Origin of the sequence: Amycolatopsis jejuensis (genome assembly GCF_000717335.1) — a bacterium.
In the GTDB taxonomy this organism is placed as follows: domain Bacteria; phylum Actinomycetota; class Actinomycetes; order Mycobacteriales; family Pseudonocardiaceae; genus Amycolatopsis; species Amycolatopsis jejuensis.
The window spans coordinates 341,550-358,143 of sequence record NZ_JNYZ01000004.1 but is presented as its reverse complement, the minus strand read 5'-3'; the positions used below and the strand labels follow the sequence as shown (position 1 = coordinate 358,143).

Below are 16,594 nucleotides of genomic sequence, written 5' to 3'. Positions count from 1 at the left end.
GGAAACCATTACTGGACGCCGTCCAGAACAGCCGCTGGTCAGGGAGTGCGCCGCCGCAAAGTCGCCGCACCCAAGGCCAATGCCAGTACCGCACAACCCAGCACCACCAAGATGTTGCGGGTCAACGTCGTCGTCCAATCCGCCGTGCGCGTTACCTGTGTGAGCGCCTCGACGGCGTACGACAGCGGCATCACATCGGACAGCCAGTTCAGCACCCAGCCCATTTCCTCGCGCGGCTGGAAAAGCCCGCACAGCAACGCTTGCGGCAGCACGAACAGCGGCATGAACTGCACCGCCTGGAATTCCGTGGTCGCGAACGCGCTCACGAACAGGCCGAGTGCCATGCCCAGCAACGCATCCAGCGCGGTGATCAGCAGCAGTGACCACACCGAACCGGACACCGACAAACCCAGCCACCACAGGCTGACCGCGGTCGCCACGGCCACCTGCAGCACCGCGACGATGCCGAAGGCCAGCGCGTAACCCGCGAGGAGGTCGAACTTCCCCAGCGGCATCGTCATCAGCCGTTCCAGGGTGCCCGCGGTGCGTTCGCGCAGGGTGGTGATCGATGCGATCAGGAACATGATCACGAACGGGAACACGCCGAGCAGCGCGGGTGCGGTGCGGCTGAACGTCTCGGCCGAGTTGAACACGAAGCGCAGCAACACCATCAGCAGCGACGGCACCAGCACGAGCATCACGACGGTGCGCGGGTCGTGCCGCAGCTGGGTGAGGATGCGGCGGGTGGTGGCGAGGGTGATCGAGACGCTCATTGCGCGGCCCCCCGGGTCTTGACCAGGTGCAGGAATGCCCGTTCGAGATCCTGCTCGCCGGTGGCGGTGCGCAGGGCGTCGGGCGAATCGTCGGCGAGCAGGACGCCGTCGCGCATCAGCAGCAGCCGCGTGCAGCGTGCGGCTTCGTCCATGACGTGACTGGAAACCACGAGCGTGACCCCGTCCGCCGCGAGCCGGTGGAACAGGTTCCACAGGTGTTCCCGCAGCAGCGGATCGAGGCCGACGGTTGGCTCGTCGAGCACGAGCAGCTCCGGCGACCCCAGCAGTGCGACGGCAAGGCTCGCCCGGCTGCGCTGGCCGCCGGAAAGCCGCCCGACCAGCGCGTCGGCGTGCGAGCCGAGGCCGACCTGCTCGATCGCGTCGGCCACCGACCGCGCCGGTGCGCCCAGCACGGCGGCGAAGTAGCGCAAGGACTCGGTGACCGTGAGGTCGGCGTACACGGCGGGCGCCTGCGTGGCGTACCCGATCCGCTTGCGCAGCCGTTTGCTCCCGGCCGGTTCGCCGAGCACGGTGACCGTGCCGCCATGCGTCACCTGCACGCCGACGATCGCCCGCATCAGCGTGGTCTTCCCGCAGCCGCTCGGCCCGAGCAGCCCGGTCACCGAACCCGGCTCGACGCGGAAACTGAAGTCGCGCAGCACATCCCGGCCCCCGCGGATCACCCGCAGGCCGTCGGCCACGATCGCGGAATTAGTCATGCGTTTAATTCTGCGCGCGCAGAATTTCCCTGTCAACCTCCGGCTGCTCGCGAGAGGCCGGACCGGGGTGAATCGCTGCGGGGACCACGGCCGGGGCCTGGCACGATCGATCCGCCATGATTTCGTGCAGGGTAAGCCCTCACGGGATGCCGGGGATCGGGCGCGCGGTCCCGCCGCGGGCCGTCCGGGCGGCTCGCGAAATGTCGCGAGCGCGGGTCGGGGCAGCCGGTCAGCGTCCGTCGACGTACTGCTGCACCACGGGGGCGATCAGCTCGACGACCTCTTCGTGCGTGGCATGGGCGAGCGGCTCGACCTGGACGACGTAGCGCACCATCGCGAGCCCGACGAGTTGTGCCGCCATTCCGGTCACCCGCAAGGGGGATACGTCGAGGGCGTCGGCGACGCGGGAGAGTACGGCGCCCTGGATGAAGCCGCGCAGCATTTCCGCGGCCTGCTCCGTGGTCGACACCGAGCGGAGCATGCCGAAGAACGCGTCGCGCGAGGCCGGGGTTTCCCAGAGGGTCAGGAAGAGCCGTACGAGCCGTTCGCCGACGCCGGACCTCGGGCCGTCGAGCACGGCCGCGACCAGGACGCCCGGGTCGGCCGGAAGGTGCAGCGCGGTCGCGAAAACCTGGTCCTTGCTGCCGAAGAAGTGGTGCACGAGCGCGGGATTCACCCCGGCCTCGGCGGCGATCGCGCGGATCGTCGCGCCGTCGTACCCGTGCCTGCCGAACAGGTCCCGCGCGGCGGCCAGAATCGCCTCGCGGGTCTCGGTCTGCCCTGGCCGGCGTCCCGTCCGTGCCATCGGACTCCCTTCTCGCCGGGTCCAGTATCGCTTGCCGGCGAAAGGGGCACCCGCCCGGAAGGGCCGGGCTCAGCTGCCGCCCGGGCCGCCGCCCCAGCCGCCGTTGCCTTCCCCGGGGCCGCCGCCCCCGCCGGTCCCGTTTCCGGCGACTACGTGCCCGGTCGTGCTGTGCGGCGAAAGTGCGCCGAGGATCGCGGCCGGTGCGAGACCCAGCAAGGCTGCGGCCACGATGGCCGCGGCCAGGCGTTTCCTGACTGCCATGGGAACTCCGAAAGTCGATGAGCAACGTGCGGACAACCGCAAAGGTAAGCGAGCTGTACGGCCGTACCGGACCTGGTTGCCCGATCTTTGCGCCAGGCCTGCCCTCGTTGACTGGCCTGCGGGTTGGGCATGAAAGGGCAGAACGACGTGCCTTTGGGGTACACCTGAACCTACGCTCGGCAATGCCCGCCGTACGCGCGGTTAGGCTCCCGCAGCCGAACCGGCACGACAAGGACACTGCGCCGGCGGTGAACCGACTGGGGTCCCGCCGCGGAAATGGCACGTCGGAGGGTGTTCGATGAGCACGACGCAATTTTCCCCCACCGAGGTGGCCGCCGCGGTCGCCGCACTCGAGAAAGAGACCAAGCGGTTCACCGGGATGGGCGGCGAACTGCCCAAACCGCCGGACGGCGAAATACTCGGCAAGGTCGAGAATGCGCACGAGCTGGCCGAACTGGTGCGGACGCTGGCCGAGACCGTCGGCGGCGAACTCAAGCGGGGTGGGGAAATCCTTACTTCGCTGGGCGCGCTGGTGCAGGGGCACACCGGAAAACTCCTCGACCTCGACCACTCGAACGCAAAGGCGGTACTGAAGTCGTGAGTGCTGTCGACGAGGTCGCCGCGCTGCCCGGCGGGGCCGCGGTCACCGAGCTGATCAAGCAGGTCGATTCCGCGAACCCGCAGGCTCTCACCGACCTGCTCGGCGGATGGCGGAAGACCAGCACCGGGCTCACCGACGCGAGCGGTGCGCTCACCCGGCTCTCGGCCGACCAGGAAAGCGTGCTGAAGGGCGAGTTCGCCGACAAATGGCGGGACTACCTCGGCTCCACGTCGAAGGCGAGCCTCACGCTTTCCCAGTCGCTGCAGGAAGCCCAGGGCGTGCTGGCGCAGACCGCCGCCGTGCTCGAAGGCGCCCGCAACTGGGCGAAGAGCCGCTGTGAATGGCTGCTCAGCACCGCGAAGGCGATCCCGGCCGGGAACGGGCGGGACGCCGCGATCAAGACCCTGTGCGACGAAACCGCGGTCGAGGTGAAGCAGGTCCTCGCCACCTACTCCGCGCAGCTGAAGATCGCCCTCGACGTGCTCCGCCGCATTGCCGGGCAGAGCAAGCCGTTCTCGTCGCTGAAGCTGCCGGGGATGCCGATCCCGTTGCAGCGCAAGGTGGTCATGCCGCAGGACCAGAAGTCGGCGTTGATCCCGGGGACGACCGGCGGGGTGGTCGGCGGCAAGCTCGGGAACGTCGTGAACAAGCAGGCGACGCCCCCGTCCGCGCCTGCTCCCGCCCCGGCTCCGCCGCCGGGCAAACCCGTGCAGCACAAGCCGGTCACGAGCACCGACGGCCCGCCCGGTGGCGGCGGTTCCGGTGGTGGTTCGGGCGGTTCCGGCGGCTCCCACGGTTCCGGTGGCTCCGGCGGTTCGGGGGGCTCCAGTGGTGCCCCCTCGGGAATGCCGTCCGGCCAGGTGGGCGACTGGATTCGCGAGGCACTCGAAGTGCTCCGGCAGAACGGCGTGAATGTCGACAACATCAATCCGGCCGACCTCATGCAGATGATCCAGCACGAGTCGAGCGGGAACCCGCACGCCGTGAACGGGTGGGATTCCAATGCTGCGGCGGGAACCCCGTCGAAGGGCCTGATGCAGACGATCGACCCCACGTTCAACGCCTACAAAGTGCCCGGCCACGACGACATCTGGAATCCGGTCGACAACATTGTCGCGGCCGTCCGGTACGCCATTGCGCGTTACGGTTCGATCAGCAATGTCCCCGGAGTGGTCCAGGTGCACAACGGTGGTTCCTACGTCGGTTACTGAACCGGCTTGAAGACCCGGCGCCGCCTTCCCGGCGCCGGGTCTTTGCCTGTCCGGGCTTCGAGGAGCAGTCGTTTCCGTAACGGGACGGCAAATTCCCCGTTATCGGACAACCATTCCATGCTCAGGTGAGCGGCTATTCCGGTACTGTTCACGTAAGAGTATTCGACGCTCATCTGCGCGGGTGTTTCCGGGATTCGCAAGAATGATCACGACGGGTCGCGGTTCTCGTGGCGTGGCCCGTCTTTCGGGTAGGAAGAGTACCCGAAAGAACCCGGCCGGTACTCGGTGTCTCTCCGTATCCGGGTCGCCACCGGCATGATGCCAAACATGGATCCGACACCCTTTGCGCTCGGCGCCGGGAAACCGCTGAAGGCGGTCACCGGGCCGACGGGTATCGGGCGGACCACCATACTCACCCGAATGGGGGAGGAATACGTCCGGCAAGGCGTCCGCGTTTACCTGATTCGTTTCACGCGGGACGGAGATGCGGTGCCGGTCGGTTTTCCCGGCAGTTCCACCGGATGGTCGCTGCCGGGTTCCGTTCCGGGGGCGAGGAACGATCCGGCGATTGCGCACCGCGCGGCAGTGGCAATCGCGGCTTCGCTCGTCCGCGGCGCCGATCGGACCGTCGCCCTTCTCGACGACGCGCAGTGGATGGGCGAAGACCTGCAGGCCGTTTTCGGTGCGCTGGCCCGGCGGCTTTCCGGTCCGGTGGGGTGTGTCGCCGCGATCCGGACCCCGTCCTACGGGACGGTGCCCGGCGCCGACTGGATCCGGCGGCTGCGCGAGGACGGGTTGCTGGAGACCGTCCGGGTCCGGCCGATGGACGCCGCCGCGGTGGCCCGGCTGCTCACCGCCATCACGAAGGCGCGGCCCGACTCCGCCCTGCTGGCCGAGGTGATCCGGCTCGGCCGGGGCGTCCCGGCCGCGGTCCGCGACGCGGTGGATTTCCTGCGCCGCAACGGGTCCGTCCGGACGGTCGGGGGGACGGCGTTCCTGGCGGTACCGACGAAACCGGCCACGCCGTCGGTGGAGAACGAATTCGCCCGCGTGGTACGGGGTCTCGGCGAGCCTGCCCAGGCCGTGGCCAGGGCGATGGCGCTGCTGGCCCCGTTCGGCGCGGACGCTCCCCGGCTGGTCGCCGAGGCGCTCGGCCGCACGATCGACGAGACTTCCGCGGTCCTGCACCAGCTGCGGCAGGAAGGCATCCTGCACTGCAGCGACGGCGGCCGGACCTGGCGGTTCCCCATTCCGCTCGTCGCCGATGCACTGACCGCCGCGATGGGACCGTTCGAACGACGGCAGCTCGCCGCGCAGGCCGTGCGCGCGGTGTGGGACGGCGAAGCGCAGTGCGCCGACCTCGGCCATCTCACCGACCTCGTCGCCGACGCCGGCCGCATGGTCGACGCACGGCACGCGCTCGACGTCCTGCTGCCCCGGCTGACCGAGCCCGCCGGGTACTCGGCCGCGTCGGTGTCCCGCTGGCTCGGCATGGCCCTCGAACTGGCCGAGGACCGGCGCGAACGGACGATCGTGCTGCGCAGGCTCGTCGCGACCGGTGCCGAACAGGGCGACCACCGGCGGGCGTTCAGCGTCGCGCAATTCCTGCTCACCGAGCTGGCCGACCAGCTTTCCCCGGCCGCGGCCCAGGAAGTGCAGGCCACGACGGTGCGGTCGCTCAAGAACATCGGGGACCTCGAAGTGCTGCACGACATCGCCGAATTCCGCCGCCGCTGGCCGGGGGACAACGCACAGGCGCTGGTCACGCGTGCCTACGCCTACGCCCAGCTGGACGAATGGCGGGCGGCCCGCGATCTGCTGGCGGACACCGAAGCCCAGTGGCAGCACGGAAGTTCGGCAGCGGCCCGCTACGGCGCGGCGCTGCAGGTGCTGGCCGGGCTGTGGACCGGCGACCACGAACCGCTCGAGCGGAGCCTCGCCTCGGGCGAGCACACCCGGCTCGGCTCCGACTTCGAGTGCCTGACCGGAATGGACACCTACGTCGCCGCGCTGCTGAGCATCGGTGATTCGGTGCGGGCGGAGAAGCTCCTGGTCGACGCGAACGTTCCGGCCACCCGGCTGCGGCTGGGAAACCAGGCCGCGCTGGCCGCGCTGCGCGGGTCCTCGGCCGAAGCCCTCACCCTCGCCAAGCGTTCGCTGGCAACGGGTGCCGACCAGGGGTACGTCACGAACTCCGCGGCGATGTGGGTGCTCGTGGTCACCACCCTGGTGATGCAGGGAAATCTGACGATGGCGCGGGACATCCTGGCCACCGTCCGGGAGTCCGCGCCGCCGCTCGCGCACCTGCTGGACATCGCCGAGGCGATGATCGAGAACGCGCTCGGCCGCGAGGATCTCGCCGCCGAGAAGCTCACTGCCTGCCTTGCCGCCGAAGCGGAACAGGGCCTGCTGATCGGTTCCGACGACTGCTGGCTGCAGCTGGCCGGGATCGCGTTCATCGGCGGCGACGAGGAGGAGCTGCGGCGCTGCCTTGCCGGGCTCGACAAGGTCGTGCAGGTCATGCCGACCTCGCGCGCCGTCGCCGGTGCCCGGCTGGTGCGGGCGATCGCGTACCGCGACCGGGAAGCCGCCGCCGAATGCCTGCGGCTGTTCCGGGAACGGGGACATCCGCTGGAGCTGGTCACCGCGGCGGCCTGGCTGGTGCGCGCGGGCGTCGCCGATCCGGCGCTGCTGCGCGAGGGGTACGAGACCCTGGGCGGGCTCGATGCGTTGCTGCTCCGGTCCTGGTTGCGCAGCGCGATGCGAGACCACGACGTCGCGGTACCCGGGCGCAAGGAGACGCTCGCCGAGAACGAGCGGCTGCTGGCTCTCCTCGCTGCCGACGGCCTCACCAACAAGCAGCTCGCGGCCGCCTTGCGGACCAGCGAGAAGAGCGTGGAGAGCAGGCTGAGCAGGTTGTTCGCGCGGACCGGCTACCGGTCCCGGATCGAGCTGTCCACGGCCATTCTCACCGGCGAGCTCTGAGGAGGACGGCAATGGGGGACCTGCGTTCGGGCACGGGACGAAAGGACTGATGTGGGACGGCACCACGTGGCGCTCCGCGGCAGGGAGGACGTCCTCACGACCCTGCGCGGACAGGCGCACGCTCCCGGCACCCTGACCCTGCTGTGCGGATCGCGCGGCAGCGGCCGCACGGTGGTACTGGCACAGCTCGGCCGCGAGCTCTCGAGCATGGGGATCACCGTACTTTCGCTGTCCGGCAAGGCGGACCGCCCGGAGTGGGACCGGCTCGGCGGGGTGCCGATCCTCGAGGTGCTGCGGGAACGGTTCGAGGAGTTCGGCGGTGACTCGCGGCTGACCGAGGCCATGGACGGGTTGAGCAGGCTGTGCACCGCCGCCGCGTACGCCGATCCGGTCGCCAGGGCACGGCTCGTCGGCGCGCTGGGCACGGTGTTCGACCGGTTGCGGGCGACCGGCCGGGTCGCGCTGCTGGTGGACGACGTCGACGCCTTCGCTTCCCCCGCTCCGGCACTGGCGGAGATCCGGCACGCCGGGCACCTGGTGTTCGTCTCCTGCGCCGAAAGCCGGGCCGCGGACCTGCGCACGATCGCCGACGAGGTGGTCCGGCTCGATCCGCTCGCCGACCCGGACGCCGCCGCGGTGCTGCGGCAGACCGCCGGGCTGCCGCTCGACGAACTGCTGCAGCAGGCCCTGTGCGACGATCTCGGGCCGCTGTACGGAAATCCGGGCACACTGGTGTCCACTGTGGTCGATCTGCGCCGGCGCGGGCGGCTGGTCGTGGTGCAGGGCCACCTGTGCCTGCGCGACCCGGGTACGCCGATTGCCCTCGGGGCCGGGCATCCGCTCGTCGCCGAGGTCGCGGCGGACGGCCGGTACGGCAGCGACCTCGTCGCGCTCGCCGCCGCGGACGCCGGGTTCTGGGTGGACGAGGTGTCGCTGCCTGCTTCGGCGACCGGGGAACCGGCCGCGGCGTACGGCAGGGCGGTGGACCGGCTCGTGCTCGCGGGGGTGCTCGACGCGGATCCGATCGGCAGGCTGGCCGTGTGCTGCCCGGCGCTGGCGGCCGCGGTGGCCGAAGGTGCGGGCTCGGACGACGCGCCGGTCGGCCTACTCATCGCCCGGCAGATGCTCGAGACCGGCGAAGGGGCTCGATCCGTCCTGCTGCGGCACGTCGCGGTCGCCGGGCGGGCGATGGCACCGCATCCGGAGCTGGTCGGGCTGCTCCGCGAAGCCGAGGTGCGGATGCCGGTGATGGACACCGCCGGGCACGCCGCGTACCGGTACGCCGCCTGGTGGCACGCCGAACCGGGCGGGCAGCGCACCCGGCTGGCGTTCGACCTCGTGCGGCTGTTCATGCGGACCGGGGACTACTCCCGGCTGGCGGCCTTCGTGCCCGAGATGGTGCCGGACCTACCCACGGAAGGCCGCCCCGAGCTGAGCGCGGCGACTGCGCTGGCGGCACTGCACCTGCACCGGCCGGTCACCCACGAGGTCCGCGCGGCGCTCACCGGCGCGGGTCCGGAACCGGCTGCTCTGGTGTTCTGCGACCGGTGGTTCGGCGGCGAACCGGTCACCGTCGCCGACCTCGAAGCCGCCTTCGCCCCGCTGCTGCAGCGTTCGGGCGGGACGCCGACGCTCGAATGGCGCACCCGGCGCCGCCGCAAGCCCACCACGGTGGTCGAAGAAGCCCTCGGCGCGCGGGATCTGGTTCCGGTGCTGGAGGCGGTGCTCGGGTCGCAGTACGGCAGCCCGCTCGACGGTCCGCTGGCGACCTACCACCGTGTCCGGTCCGGGTTCGCGAGCGAGGACTGGGCCGCGGCGCTGAGCGCGGCCCGGCGGCTGGAACTGGAGCCGGACGCCGATCCGGTGGCCCGCCAGCATGCCCGGCTGTACGCGGCCGAGATGTGCTTCTGGCGGGGCGAGGACCGCCGGATGGCCGACTGGCTCGCGGCGGCGGACGAGCAGGCCGGTCTGCTCCCGGCCATGCGGGCCTGGGTCGAGCTGGCAAGGGACTGTTTCGAAAACGGCGCCGCGACGGCGTTGCAGACCGGCTGGCGGGCCGTGGAAGCCAGCCGCGATCACGCGGACGTCGGCGGGTTCGCGCGGTTGCTGCGGCGGCTCGCGGCGGTCGCGGCCGAGGCGGGCGAGACGCTGCAGGCCCGCCGGGTGGAGAAGGAGGCCGAGCTCCTGGACGCGCGCGTGCGGTCCGCGGGCAGCCGGGAGACTGCCTTGCACGTCAGCGCGGTCCTGCACGCCGACCCGGCCAAGATGCGGGCGGTGGAGGGGCTGGTCCGCCGGCACGGTACGCGCGCCGACCTGTCCGCCGCGTGCCTGCTGGTCGGGCTGGTCGCAGCCGATCCGCAGCCGTGGCTTGCCGAAGGGCTCGAGATCGCGCGGGCGATCGGCGCCGTGCGGCTCACTGCACGGGCGAAGAAGGCGATGGAGGACCGCGGGCTCACGGTGGCCGTGCCGCGCGGCGAATCCGGCGCCGGCGAACTGTCCGACACCGAACTGCGGATCCTCGGCCTCATCCGGCGCGGGCAGACGAACCGGCAGATCGCCCGCGCCGTCGGGATGAGCGAGAAGACCGTGGAGAAGTACCTCACCCGCCTCTTCGCCAAGGCGGGGTGCCGGACGCGGCACGGGCTCGCGACGTCGGGCCTCGGCGGTACGGCGGAATCAGTGGGCGCGTAAAGCAGGACGGGAGCGGCAAAGGTGAGCAGGAACGTGATCACGGTGACCCAGACGCCCGGTCTGGGTCACCGTTCCATCGGCGACGCCGTCGACCGCGCCCCCGACGGTGCGGTCATCGTGGTCGGTCCTGGGCGCTACACGGAAAATCTCGAGCTCACGAAGCCGGTGACGATCACCGCGGAGAACGGGCCGGGCACCGTGTGGCTGGTCGCGCCGCAGGGCACGACGGTGACGTTGCAGACGGATTCCGCCGCGCTGTCCGGGATCACGGTCGTGGCCGCCGACGCCGACAGTCCCGCGGTGCTCGTGATGCGCGGGCAGCTGAGCGTCACCGAATGTCAGGTCGAGGCGGCCAGCTGGGCGTCGGTCTACGTCTGCGACCAGGGCACGCTGCTGATGCGCGCGAGCGAGGTGCGCAACACCGTTGGGGCGGGGGTGGTCGTCACGTCGCCCGAGGGTGGGGTGCTGGACGACACGAAGCTGACCGACCTCGGCACGTCCGGGATCGTCGTCGCGGAGCAGGGCGGCTTTCTGGTCCGGTCGTGCGTCGTGCGCGGCGCCGCGGGCAACGGGATCTGCCTCAACGGGCGGGGACGGCTGACCGTCGAGGACACGAAGGTGTCCGGCACCGGGAAACCGGCGGTCGCGGTGGAGCAGCAGGCCGGGATGTCCGCGACCCGGCTGAAGGTGCTCGACACCGGCGCGGTCGGGTTCTACCTGGCCAGCTCGGAGCAGGTCGTGCTGGAGGACTGCGGCGTCGAAAGTGCCGGTGCGGAAGGGGTTTTCGTCGGCGAGGGCTGTGCGCCGGTGTTGCGCCGCTGCCGGGTGACCCGTACTCGTGGCCGCGGTTTGCACTTCGCCGGGCGCGCGGCTGGGTCGGTGTCCGGCTGTGAAGTGTCCGATGTGGACGGTTCGGGGATCGGGGTGACCGAGCGCAGCCTGCCGGAGTTCGACGCGGTCACGGTCGGCTCGTGCACGGCGTCCGGGGTGCGGGTCGACGACGGTGCCGACCCGTTTTTCCGCGGGCTGCGCGTGGTCGGCTGCGACGGCGCGGCCATCGAGGTCGACGGCGGGGCGCGGGGCCGGATGGAGAACGTCGAGATCGACGGCGGCCGTGGCGCCGGGATTTCGGTGACCGGCGGGGCGCGTCCGTCGGTGAGCGGGCTGAGCGCCCGCGGGGTCGCCGGGGCCGGGGTGTACGTCGCCGAGGCGGCGCTTTCCCTTGCCGACGGGGTGATCAGCGGCGCGGGCGCGGCCGGCGTGCACGCGGCGGGCGGCGCCGACCTGTCGGTGACCCGGTGCCGGGTCCAGAACAGCGCCGGCGCGGGTGCGCTTTTCGCCGCGGGCTCGTCCGGGACGGTGACCGAGTCGGAGTTCTCCGGCGGGTCGGCCGACGGGGTCCGGCTGGAGACCGAGGAATCCGTGACGCTCAAGGGGTGCACGGTCCGCGACAACCACGGCAGTGGTGTCCGGCAGCTGAAGCCGAGCGGCGCGATCGAGGTACTGGACCTGATCAGCGGCGGCAACGTCACGCCGGACGCGTACGGCACCGCGGCGGCGGCCGACGACACGGCGCGGACTACCACCGCGGCGCGGCCCGACCAGCGTCCGGCGGCCGGGTCCGACCCGCTGGAGGAACTGCACGCGCTCGTCGGGCTGGCCGGGGTGAAGGCGGAGGTGACGTCGCTGGTCAACCTGAACAAGATGGCCAAGCGCCGGGTAGACGCCGGGCTGTCCGCGCCGCCGATGGCGCGGCACCTGGTGTTCGCGGGTGCGCCGGGTACCGGCAAGACCACGATCGCCCGGCTGTACGGCAAGATCCTGGCCCAGCTCGGCGTGCTGCGGGAAGGGCATCTCGTGGAGGTCGCGCGGGCGGACCTGGTCGCGCAGATCATCGGCGGTACCGCGATCAAGACCACCGAGGCGTTCACGAGCGCGCTCGGCGGGGTGTTCTTCATCGACGAGGCGTACGCGCTGAGCTCCGGCGGCGGCGGTACCGGCCCGGATTTCGGCCGCGAGGCGATCGACACCCTGGTGAAGCTGATGGAGGACCACCGGGACGACGTCGTCGTGGTCGCCGCAGGCTACTCGAAGGAGATGGGCGAGTTCCTGTCGGCGAACCCCGGGATGGAGTCGCGGTTCAGCCGCACCATCGAGTTCGCCAACTACACCGCGGACGAACTGGTCACGATCGTGCGGGCGCAGTGCGCGAAGCACGACTACCGGCTCACGGAGGCGGCGAGTGACGCGCTGCTGACGTATTTCGAAGAGATCCCGAAGGACGGCACGTTCGGCAACGGCCGCACGGCGCGGCGGGTGTTCGAGCGGATGGCCGACCGGCAGGCGTCGCGGCTGGCCACCCAACCGGATGCCAAAGCGGCGGACCTGACCCTGCTGACCGAGGAAGACCTGCTCTTCGCCCGGTGAGCCGGCTGCGGGAACGACGGGAGTGACCATGGAGGAATCGGGAACCAGCCCGCTGGTAGCCGAGCCGCACGAGCGGCACGAGCGGCACCTGGTGGTACGGCACGCCGACGAGGCCCCGCTGGACCGGCGGCTCGTCGGCGCCGCGCCGCTCGGGCCGCGGGAACTGTTCGTGCTGGCCTCGCCGGGTGCCCACCGGGTCGCGTCGCCGGATGCGGTGCTGCCTGCCGCGCTGGCGGGTTTCCTCGACGGCATCGACACGATCTGGCTCGCGCTCAGCGGTCTGGCCGCCCAACCCGAGGTCGCCGGACGGCTGGCGAAGGAACTGGACGTCGAGGTCGTCGTCCCGGACGGCGGGGTCGTTGCGGCTCCTGGCGCTGCGCTGTACGGCGGGCACACTGTCGATGGCCTTGGCTGGCACCGGTTCCGCCCGGACCAGTCGGTGACATTCCACGGCGCGCGCTTCCCGTTGCCGGAGTGGGAGTCTTGGCTGCCGGACGCGCCGGTGTCGGTCGCGGGTCTCGTTGCGGTTCCGGCTCCGTGCGGCCTGTTGGTGGGTTCTTCGTCGCCGGAACCGGGTGATGTCGCTTTCGGGGTGCCCGCCGAGGCACGGTTCCCGAAGCTGGTGGTGAGCGACGGGTCTCCCGCAGAGGTCGCGGCTGTATTGGCTTTGCTGCCCGACCGGCCGGTGATGATCGTCCCGGCGACGCCCGCTGCCTGTGCTGCTTCGTGGCAGTCTTCGCTGGCGCAGCTGGTGGGCCACGAGGTGGTGTTCAGTGCCGGTCTGCAGGTGTCGTCGTGGACGGGCACGCGGTCGACGATCGTGCCGAATGCTTCGGGGAAACCGCACTACCGCCCGTATGCGACGGTGCTGTCGCAGGGTTTTGGGGAGCAGCAGGTGATCGACGTCGCGGCTCCGCCTGCCGATTGGGAGCCGGAGGGTGATTTTTCGTACCGGCTCGGGTCGGTCGTCGCGGATGTGGTGCCTTCGGGTTTGGTGCTACGCCCTGCTTCGAGTGCCGGTGGTGGGTATCCGGACCCGTTCGATCCGTCGGGGTGGACGCTTACGCTGGGTGTCGAGGGGTCGGTAGTCCCGGTTTCGGTGCTTGCCGCGGCGGAGTCTTTGCTGGGCGGTCTGACGGCCCGGCAGCGAGCGGTGGTACGGGTCCGGCTGGGGGGTGTTCTGGACGCGGAGGGAGAGCGGGCTTTGGACCGGCGCGCGGAGGAACGCCGCGGTGGGTCGATCGGGGCTCGGCTTGCTCCTGGTGGGGGTTCTGGTGTTGCTGGGGATTACCCGAGTGGGTTGTCGCCGTTGGCTACGCCACTGCCTCCTGTTCCGGCGCCTGCTGCTTCGTCGCCTGCTGCTCCGGTGGCTGCTGCTTCGTCGGCTGCTGCTCTCGCGGCGACGCCCGCGCCGGTGGCCTCTGCGATTGCACCTCCTCCGGCGCCTGCCACGGAGGACCCGGCAGCCACCCGAACGCCAGGAACCCCTGCAGACGAAGCCGGACTCGGCAACCCGCCCGCTCCCTCCGTCGCAGTGAATCCGGCGCCCGAACCTCTCCCCGCGGCCCCCGTCGCCGCACCTCCTGAGCCCATGTCCGAGGCAATCCCGGCTGCCGACGTCCCACCAGCAGAGACCGGTCCGGGCACTCCTGCCCCCGGACCGTCCGAAGTGGACGATAACCCCGCAACCCCGGGCAAACCGGTAGCCGCGGGACCGTCGCTGTTCGAACGGGTCGCGCCCGGGACGTCGGAGTCCGTCGACCCCCCTCCGGCCGACGGCTACTCCAACGACCAGATTCCCGCCCTGCCGCGCGATTCAGCCGCGGTGCCGGTCGTGCCCTTCGAACCTGCCGTGCCGCTCGACCCTGCCGAGGAGCCACCGTCCCCGGTACCTTCCGCCCCGCCTGCACCGCCGCGGAAGGTGTCGATGCCGCCGATCATGACCACCTCGGCCGCGCCGGTGTCCACTGTGTCCGGTTCGCCGACGCAGCCCGCCCCGAAGCGCCCACAGCCGGACGCCGACCCGTTGGCGACCCCCCGGAAATCCCGCCCCGGGAACCCGGCCTTGCACGACGAGGGATCCGGGAACCCTCAGCTGCGGCAGCCCGGGCAGCCGTCCGCACCGGATCACCGACCCGGGAATCCGCCCCTGCCGGACTCCGATACCCGGCACCCACATCTACCGGAATCCGACGCGTGGCAGTCGAATCCGGAGCATCTGCTGGAGCCCGGCGCGCGGCAGCCGAATCCGGAGCATCTGTCGGAGCCCGGCGCGCGGCAGCCGAATTCGGAGCATCTACCGGAATCCGACGCGCGGCAGCCGAATCCGGAGCTTCTGCTGGAGCCTGGCGCGCGGCAGTCGAATCCGGGTCAGTCATCTCTGCCGGAGCCAGGCGCGCGGGAGTGGCAACCCGGGCAGCCGCGTCTGTCGGAAGCAGATGTCCGGCGACCGGGGCAGCCGCATCTGCCGGAACCTGAAGCGCCGCAGCCGGAACTGCTGCCCAGCGCGCGCCACTGGGAAGCGGGGCTGGAACCGGGGCAGCCGGACCTGCCGGAGCCAGGCGCGGCGCAACCCGGGCAGCCGCATCTGCCGCAGTCAGGCGCACCGCAACCTGGGTACCCGCACCTTCCGGAATCCGCTGTGCGACCGGAGCAACCCGGCAATCCGCAACTGCGGGAACGAGCCGGTCGCGAACCCGGACAGCCGCAACCGTCGGACTCGGCCGTTCGACCGCTCGCCGAGCCGCAGCTGGGTGAGTCTGCCGGTCGCCGGTGGCAACCTGGGCAGCCGCACTCGCCGGAATCCGCCGTCCGGCCGCAGCAGCTGCACTCGTCGGACTCGGCCGCTCGACCGCAGCAATCAGGCCAGTCACAGCCGGGGGAACCAACCGGTCGCCAGTGGCAACCCGGCCAGCCGCCCCTTCCGGAGCTCGCCGTCCGGCAACCGCACCTTGCGGAATCGGAAGCCGGGCAACCGCGTCCGCAAGAACCCCAGCAAACCTCGCCCGTCCACGCCCCGTCGCCACGGCAACCTGACGTGACCTCGGCGCTCGTCGTCCCCGTGCGGTCCAGCACGTCCGGTGAACAGACCCGCTTCACCGCCGCCGCGGGGGAGTCCTTTTCCGAGGCGCTCGCCACCGTCAACGCGGCGCTCGCCACGTGGCCGTCGATGCGGGTTGACGATTCCCTTGGGGCCAAAGCGGATTACGTCGCCGTCTGTCTATACCTCGGGCGTGGCGACGGGGACGCACGTGCGGTCAACCAGGCGGTCCGGTATGGGCAGGCCGCACTCGCTGACCAGATTCCGTGTCTGATGTCCGGCATTCTGCGCCTTCCGACGCACCGTCGCGCCGTGTTGCGCCAAGGCTGTGCGCCGGACGCGCTCGAATCACACAGCACCCCGGGTACCGTCCTGACCGAGCCGGGGTTTCTGACCGGGAGCGTCGACCTGGACGTCACCGTCCCCGGCGCGGTCTTCGACGTCCTCATCTGGCCCAGTTCCGCGCGCCGGACGTCGGAGCTGCTGCTCGGCAGGCCCGTCGACGAGGCGGTTTTCCTGGCCGGTGCCCGGTTCAAGGCGCTGGCCGTACGCACCGCCGAGGACGACCAGGACCTCCCCGACGATGACGACGCTCCCTCCGCGCCCAAGGTCGCCGTCCTGTTCCGCGAGCTGGCTCCCGGCGAAACCCCGGACACGACCGGCCTCGACGAGCGCGACCTCGCCGTGCTGGCCAAGCTCGACCGTCTGCTCAGGAGGCGGCAGAAGGGAAAAGTCCGGCTCATCGAGGACGCCGAGGCTGTCTCCCGCCTGACGACGTCGATGGTCGCCTGGCGCGACGACGTCGCCGGGACTGGCCAACCTGCGGCGGTGGCGTCATGATCGGGCACAGCCGAGCTCCGGAAGACATCAGCGGCGGCGGTGGCGTCATGACCGCGTCCGGCCGAGCACCGAAGGACAAAGCTGCGGCGGTGGCATCGTGAGACGCGGCCGGACCCGGAGCAGGGCGGTCAGTCGGCTGGCTGCGGTCGTAGTCATCGCCGGGGCATTCGGAGTCGTGCCCGTCAGTACCGCCGGAGCGGCGCCGGACAAACCGGTCCAATGCTTACCACCGCCCAAAACC

10 protein-coding genes are annotated in these 16,594 nt (G+C 71.2%); 6 read left to right on the top strand and 4 right to left on the bottom strand.

Features of this window, described 5'->3' with window-relative positions:
- Positions 1-38 precede the first annotated feature (38 nt).
- The 4 genes from OO71_RS06265 to OO71_RS51535 all read right to left on the bottom strand — a co-directional run bounded on the left by OO71_RS06265 (position 39) and on the right by OO71_RS51535 (position 2,558).
- The gene (locus OO71_RS06265; RefSeq protein WP_033288629.1) at positions 39-773 is read right to left on the bottom strand and encodes an ABC transporter permease; all 735 of its coding nucleotides are present in this window, start codon (positions 771-773) and stop codon (positions 39-41) included.
- On the bottom strand, positions 770-1,492 hold the full coding sequence (locus tag OO71_RS06260; RefSeq protein ID WP_033288628.1) for an ABC transporter ATP-binding protein: 723 nt from the start codon (positions 1,490-1,492) through the stop codon (positions 770-772). The genes OO71_RS06265 and OO71_RS06260 overlap by 4 nt, the downstream gene beginning before the upstream one ends.
- Before the next feature lie 229 nt (positions 1,493-1,721).
- On the bottom strand, positions 1,722-2,297 hold the full coding sequence (locus OO71_RS06255; RefSeq protein WP_033288627.1) for a TetR/AcrR family transcriptional regulator: 576 nt from the start codon (positions 2,295-2,297) through the stop codon (positions 1,722-1,724).
- A 69-nt stretch (positions 2,298-2,366) separates the two neighbouring features.
- On the bottom strand, positions 2,367-2,558 hold the full coding sequence (locus tag OO71_RS51535) for a hypothetical protein (RefSeq protein ID WP_033288626.1): 192 nt from the start codon (positions 2,556-2,558) through the stop codon (positions 2,367-2,369).
- A 298-nt stretch (positions 2,559-2,856) separates the two neighbouring features.
- Between OO71_RS51535 and OO71_RS06245 the strand changes: the two genes are divergently transcribed.
- The 6 genes from OO71_RS06245 to OO71_RS47065 all read left to right on the top strand — a co-directional run bounded on the left by OO71_RS06245 (position 2,857) and on the right by OO71_RS47065 (position 16,353).
- The gene (locus OO71_RS06245; RefSeq protein ID WP_033288625.1) at positions 2,857-3,159 is read left to right on the top strand and encodes a hypothetical protein; all 303 of its coding nucleotides are present in this window, start codon (positions 2,857-2,859) and stop codon (positions 3,157-3,159) included.
- Complete coding sequence (locus OO71_RS51995; protein WP_051791098.1) at positions 3,156-4,370, top strand: transglycosylase SLT domain-containing protein; 1,215 nt, start codon at positions 3,156-3,158, stop codon at positions 4,368-4,370. The genes OO71_RS06245 and OO71_RS51995 overlap by 4 nt, the downstream gene beginning before the upstream one ends.
- Positions 4,371-4,697: 327 nt before the next feature.
- Complete coding sequence (locus tag OO71_RS06235) at positions 4,698-7,355, top strand: LuxR C-terminal-related transcriptional regulator (RefSeq protein WP_033288624.1); 2,658 nt, start codon at positions 4,698-4,700, stop codon at positions 7,353-7,355.
- A 51-nt stretch (positions 7,356-7,406) separates the two neighbouring features.
- A complete protein-coding gene (locus OO71_RS06230) occupies positions 7,407-10,046 on the top strand; it encodes a helix-turn-helix transcriptional regulator (protein ID WP_033288623.1) in 2,640 nt (879 codons plus the stop codon).
- Between the two features lie 21 nt (positions 10,047-10,067).
- Entirely contained in the window at positions 10,068-12,473 is a 2,406-nt protein-coding gene (locus OO71_RS06225) for a right-handed parallel beta-helix repeat-containing protein (RefSeq protein WP_051791096.1), read from the top strand.
- Positions 12,474-12,501: 28 nt separating this feature from the next.
- Positions 12,502-16,353 (top strand): hypothetical protein, encoded by a 3,852-nt coding sequence (locus OO71_RS47065; protein WP_051791094.1) that lies wholly within the window; start codon positions 12,502-12,504, stop codon positions 16,351-16,353.
- The last annotated feature ends 241 nt before the right edge of the window (positions 16,354-16,594 follow it).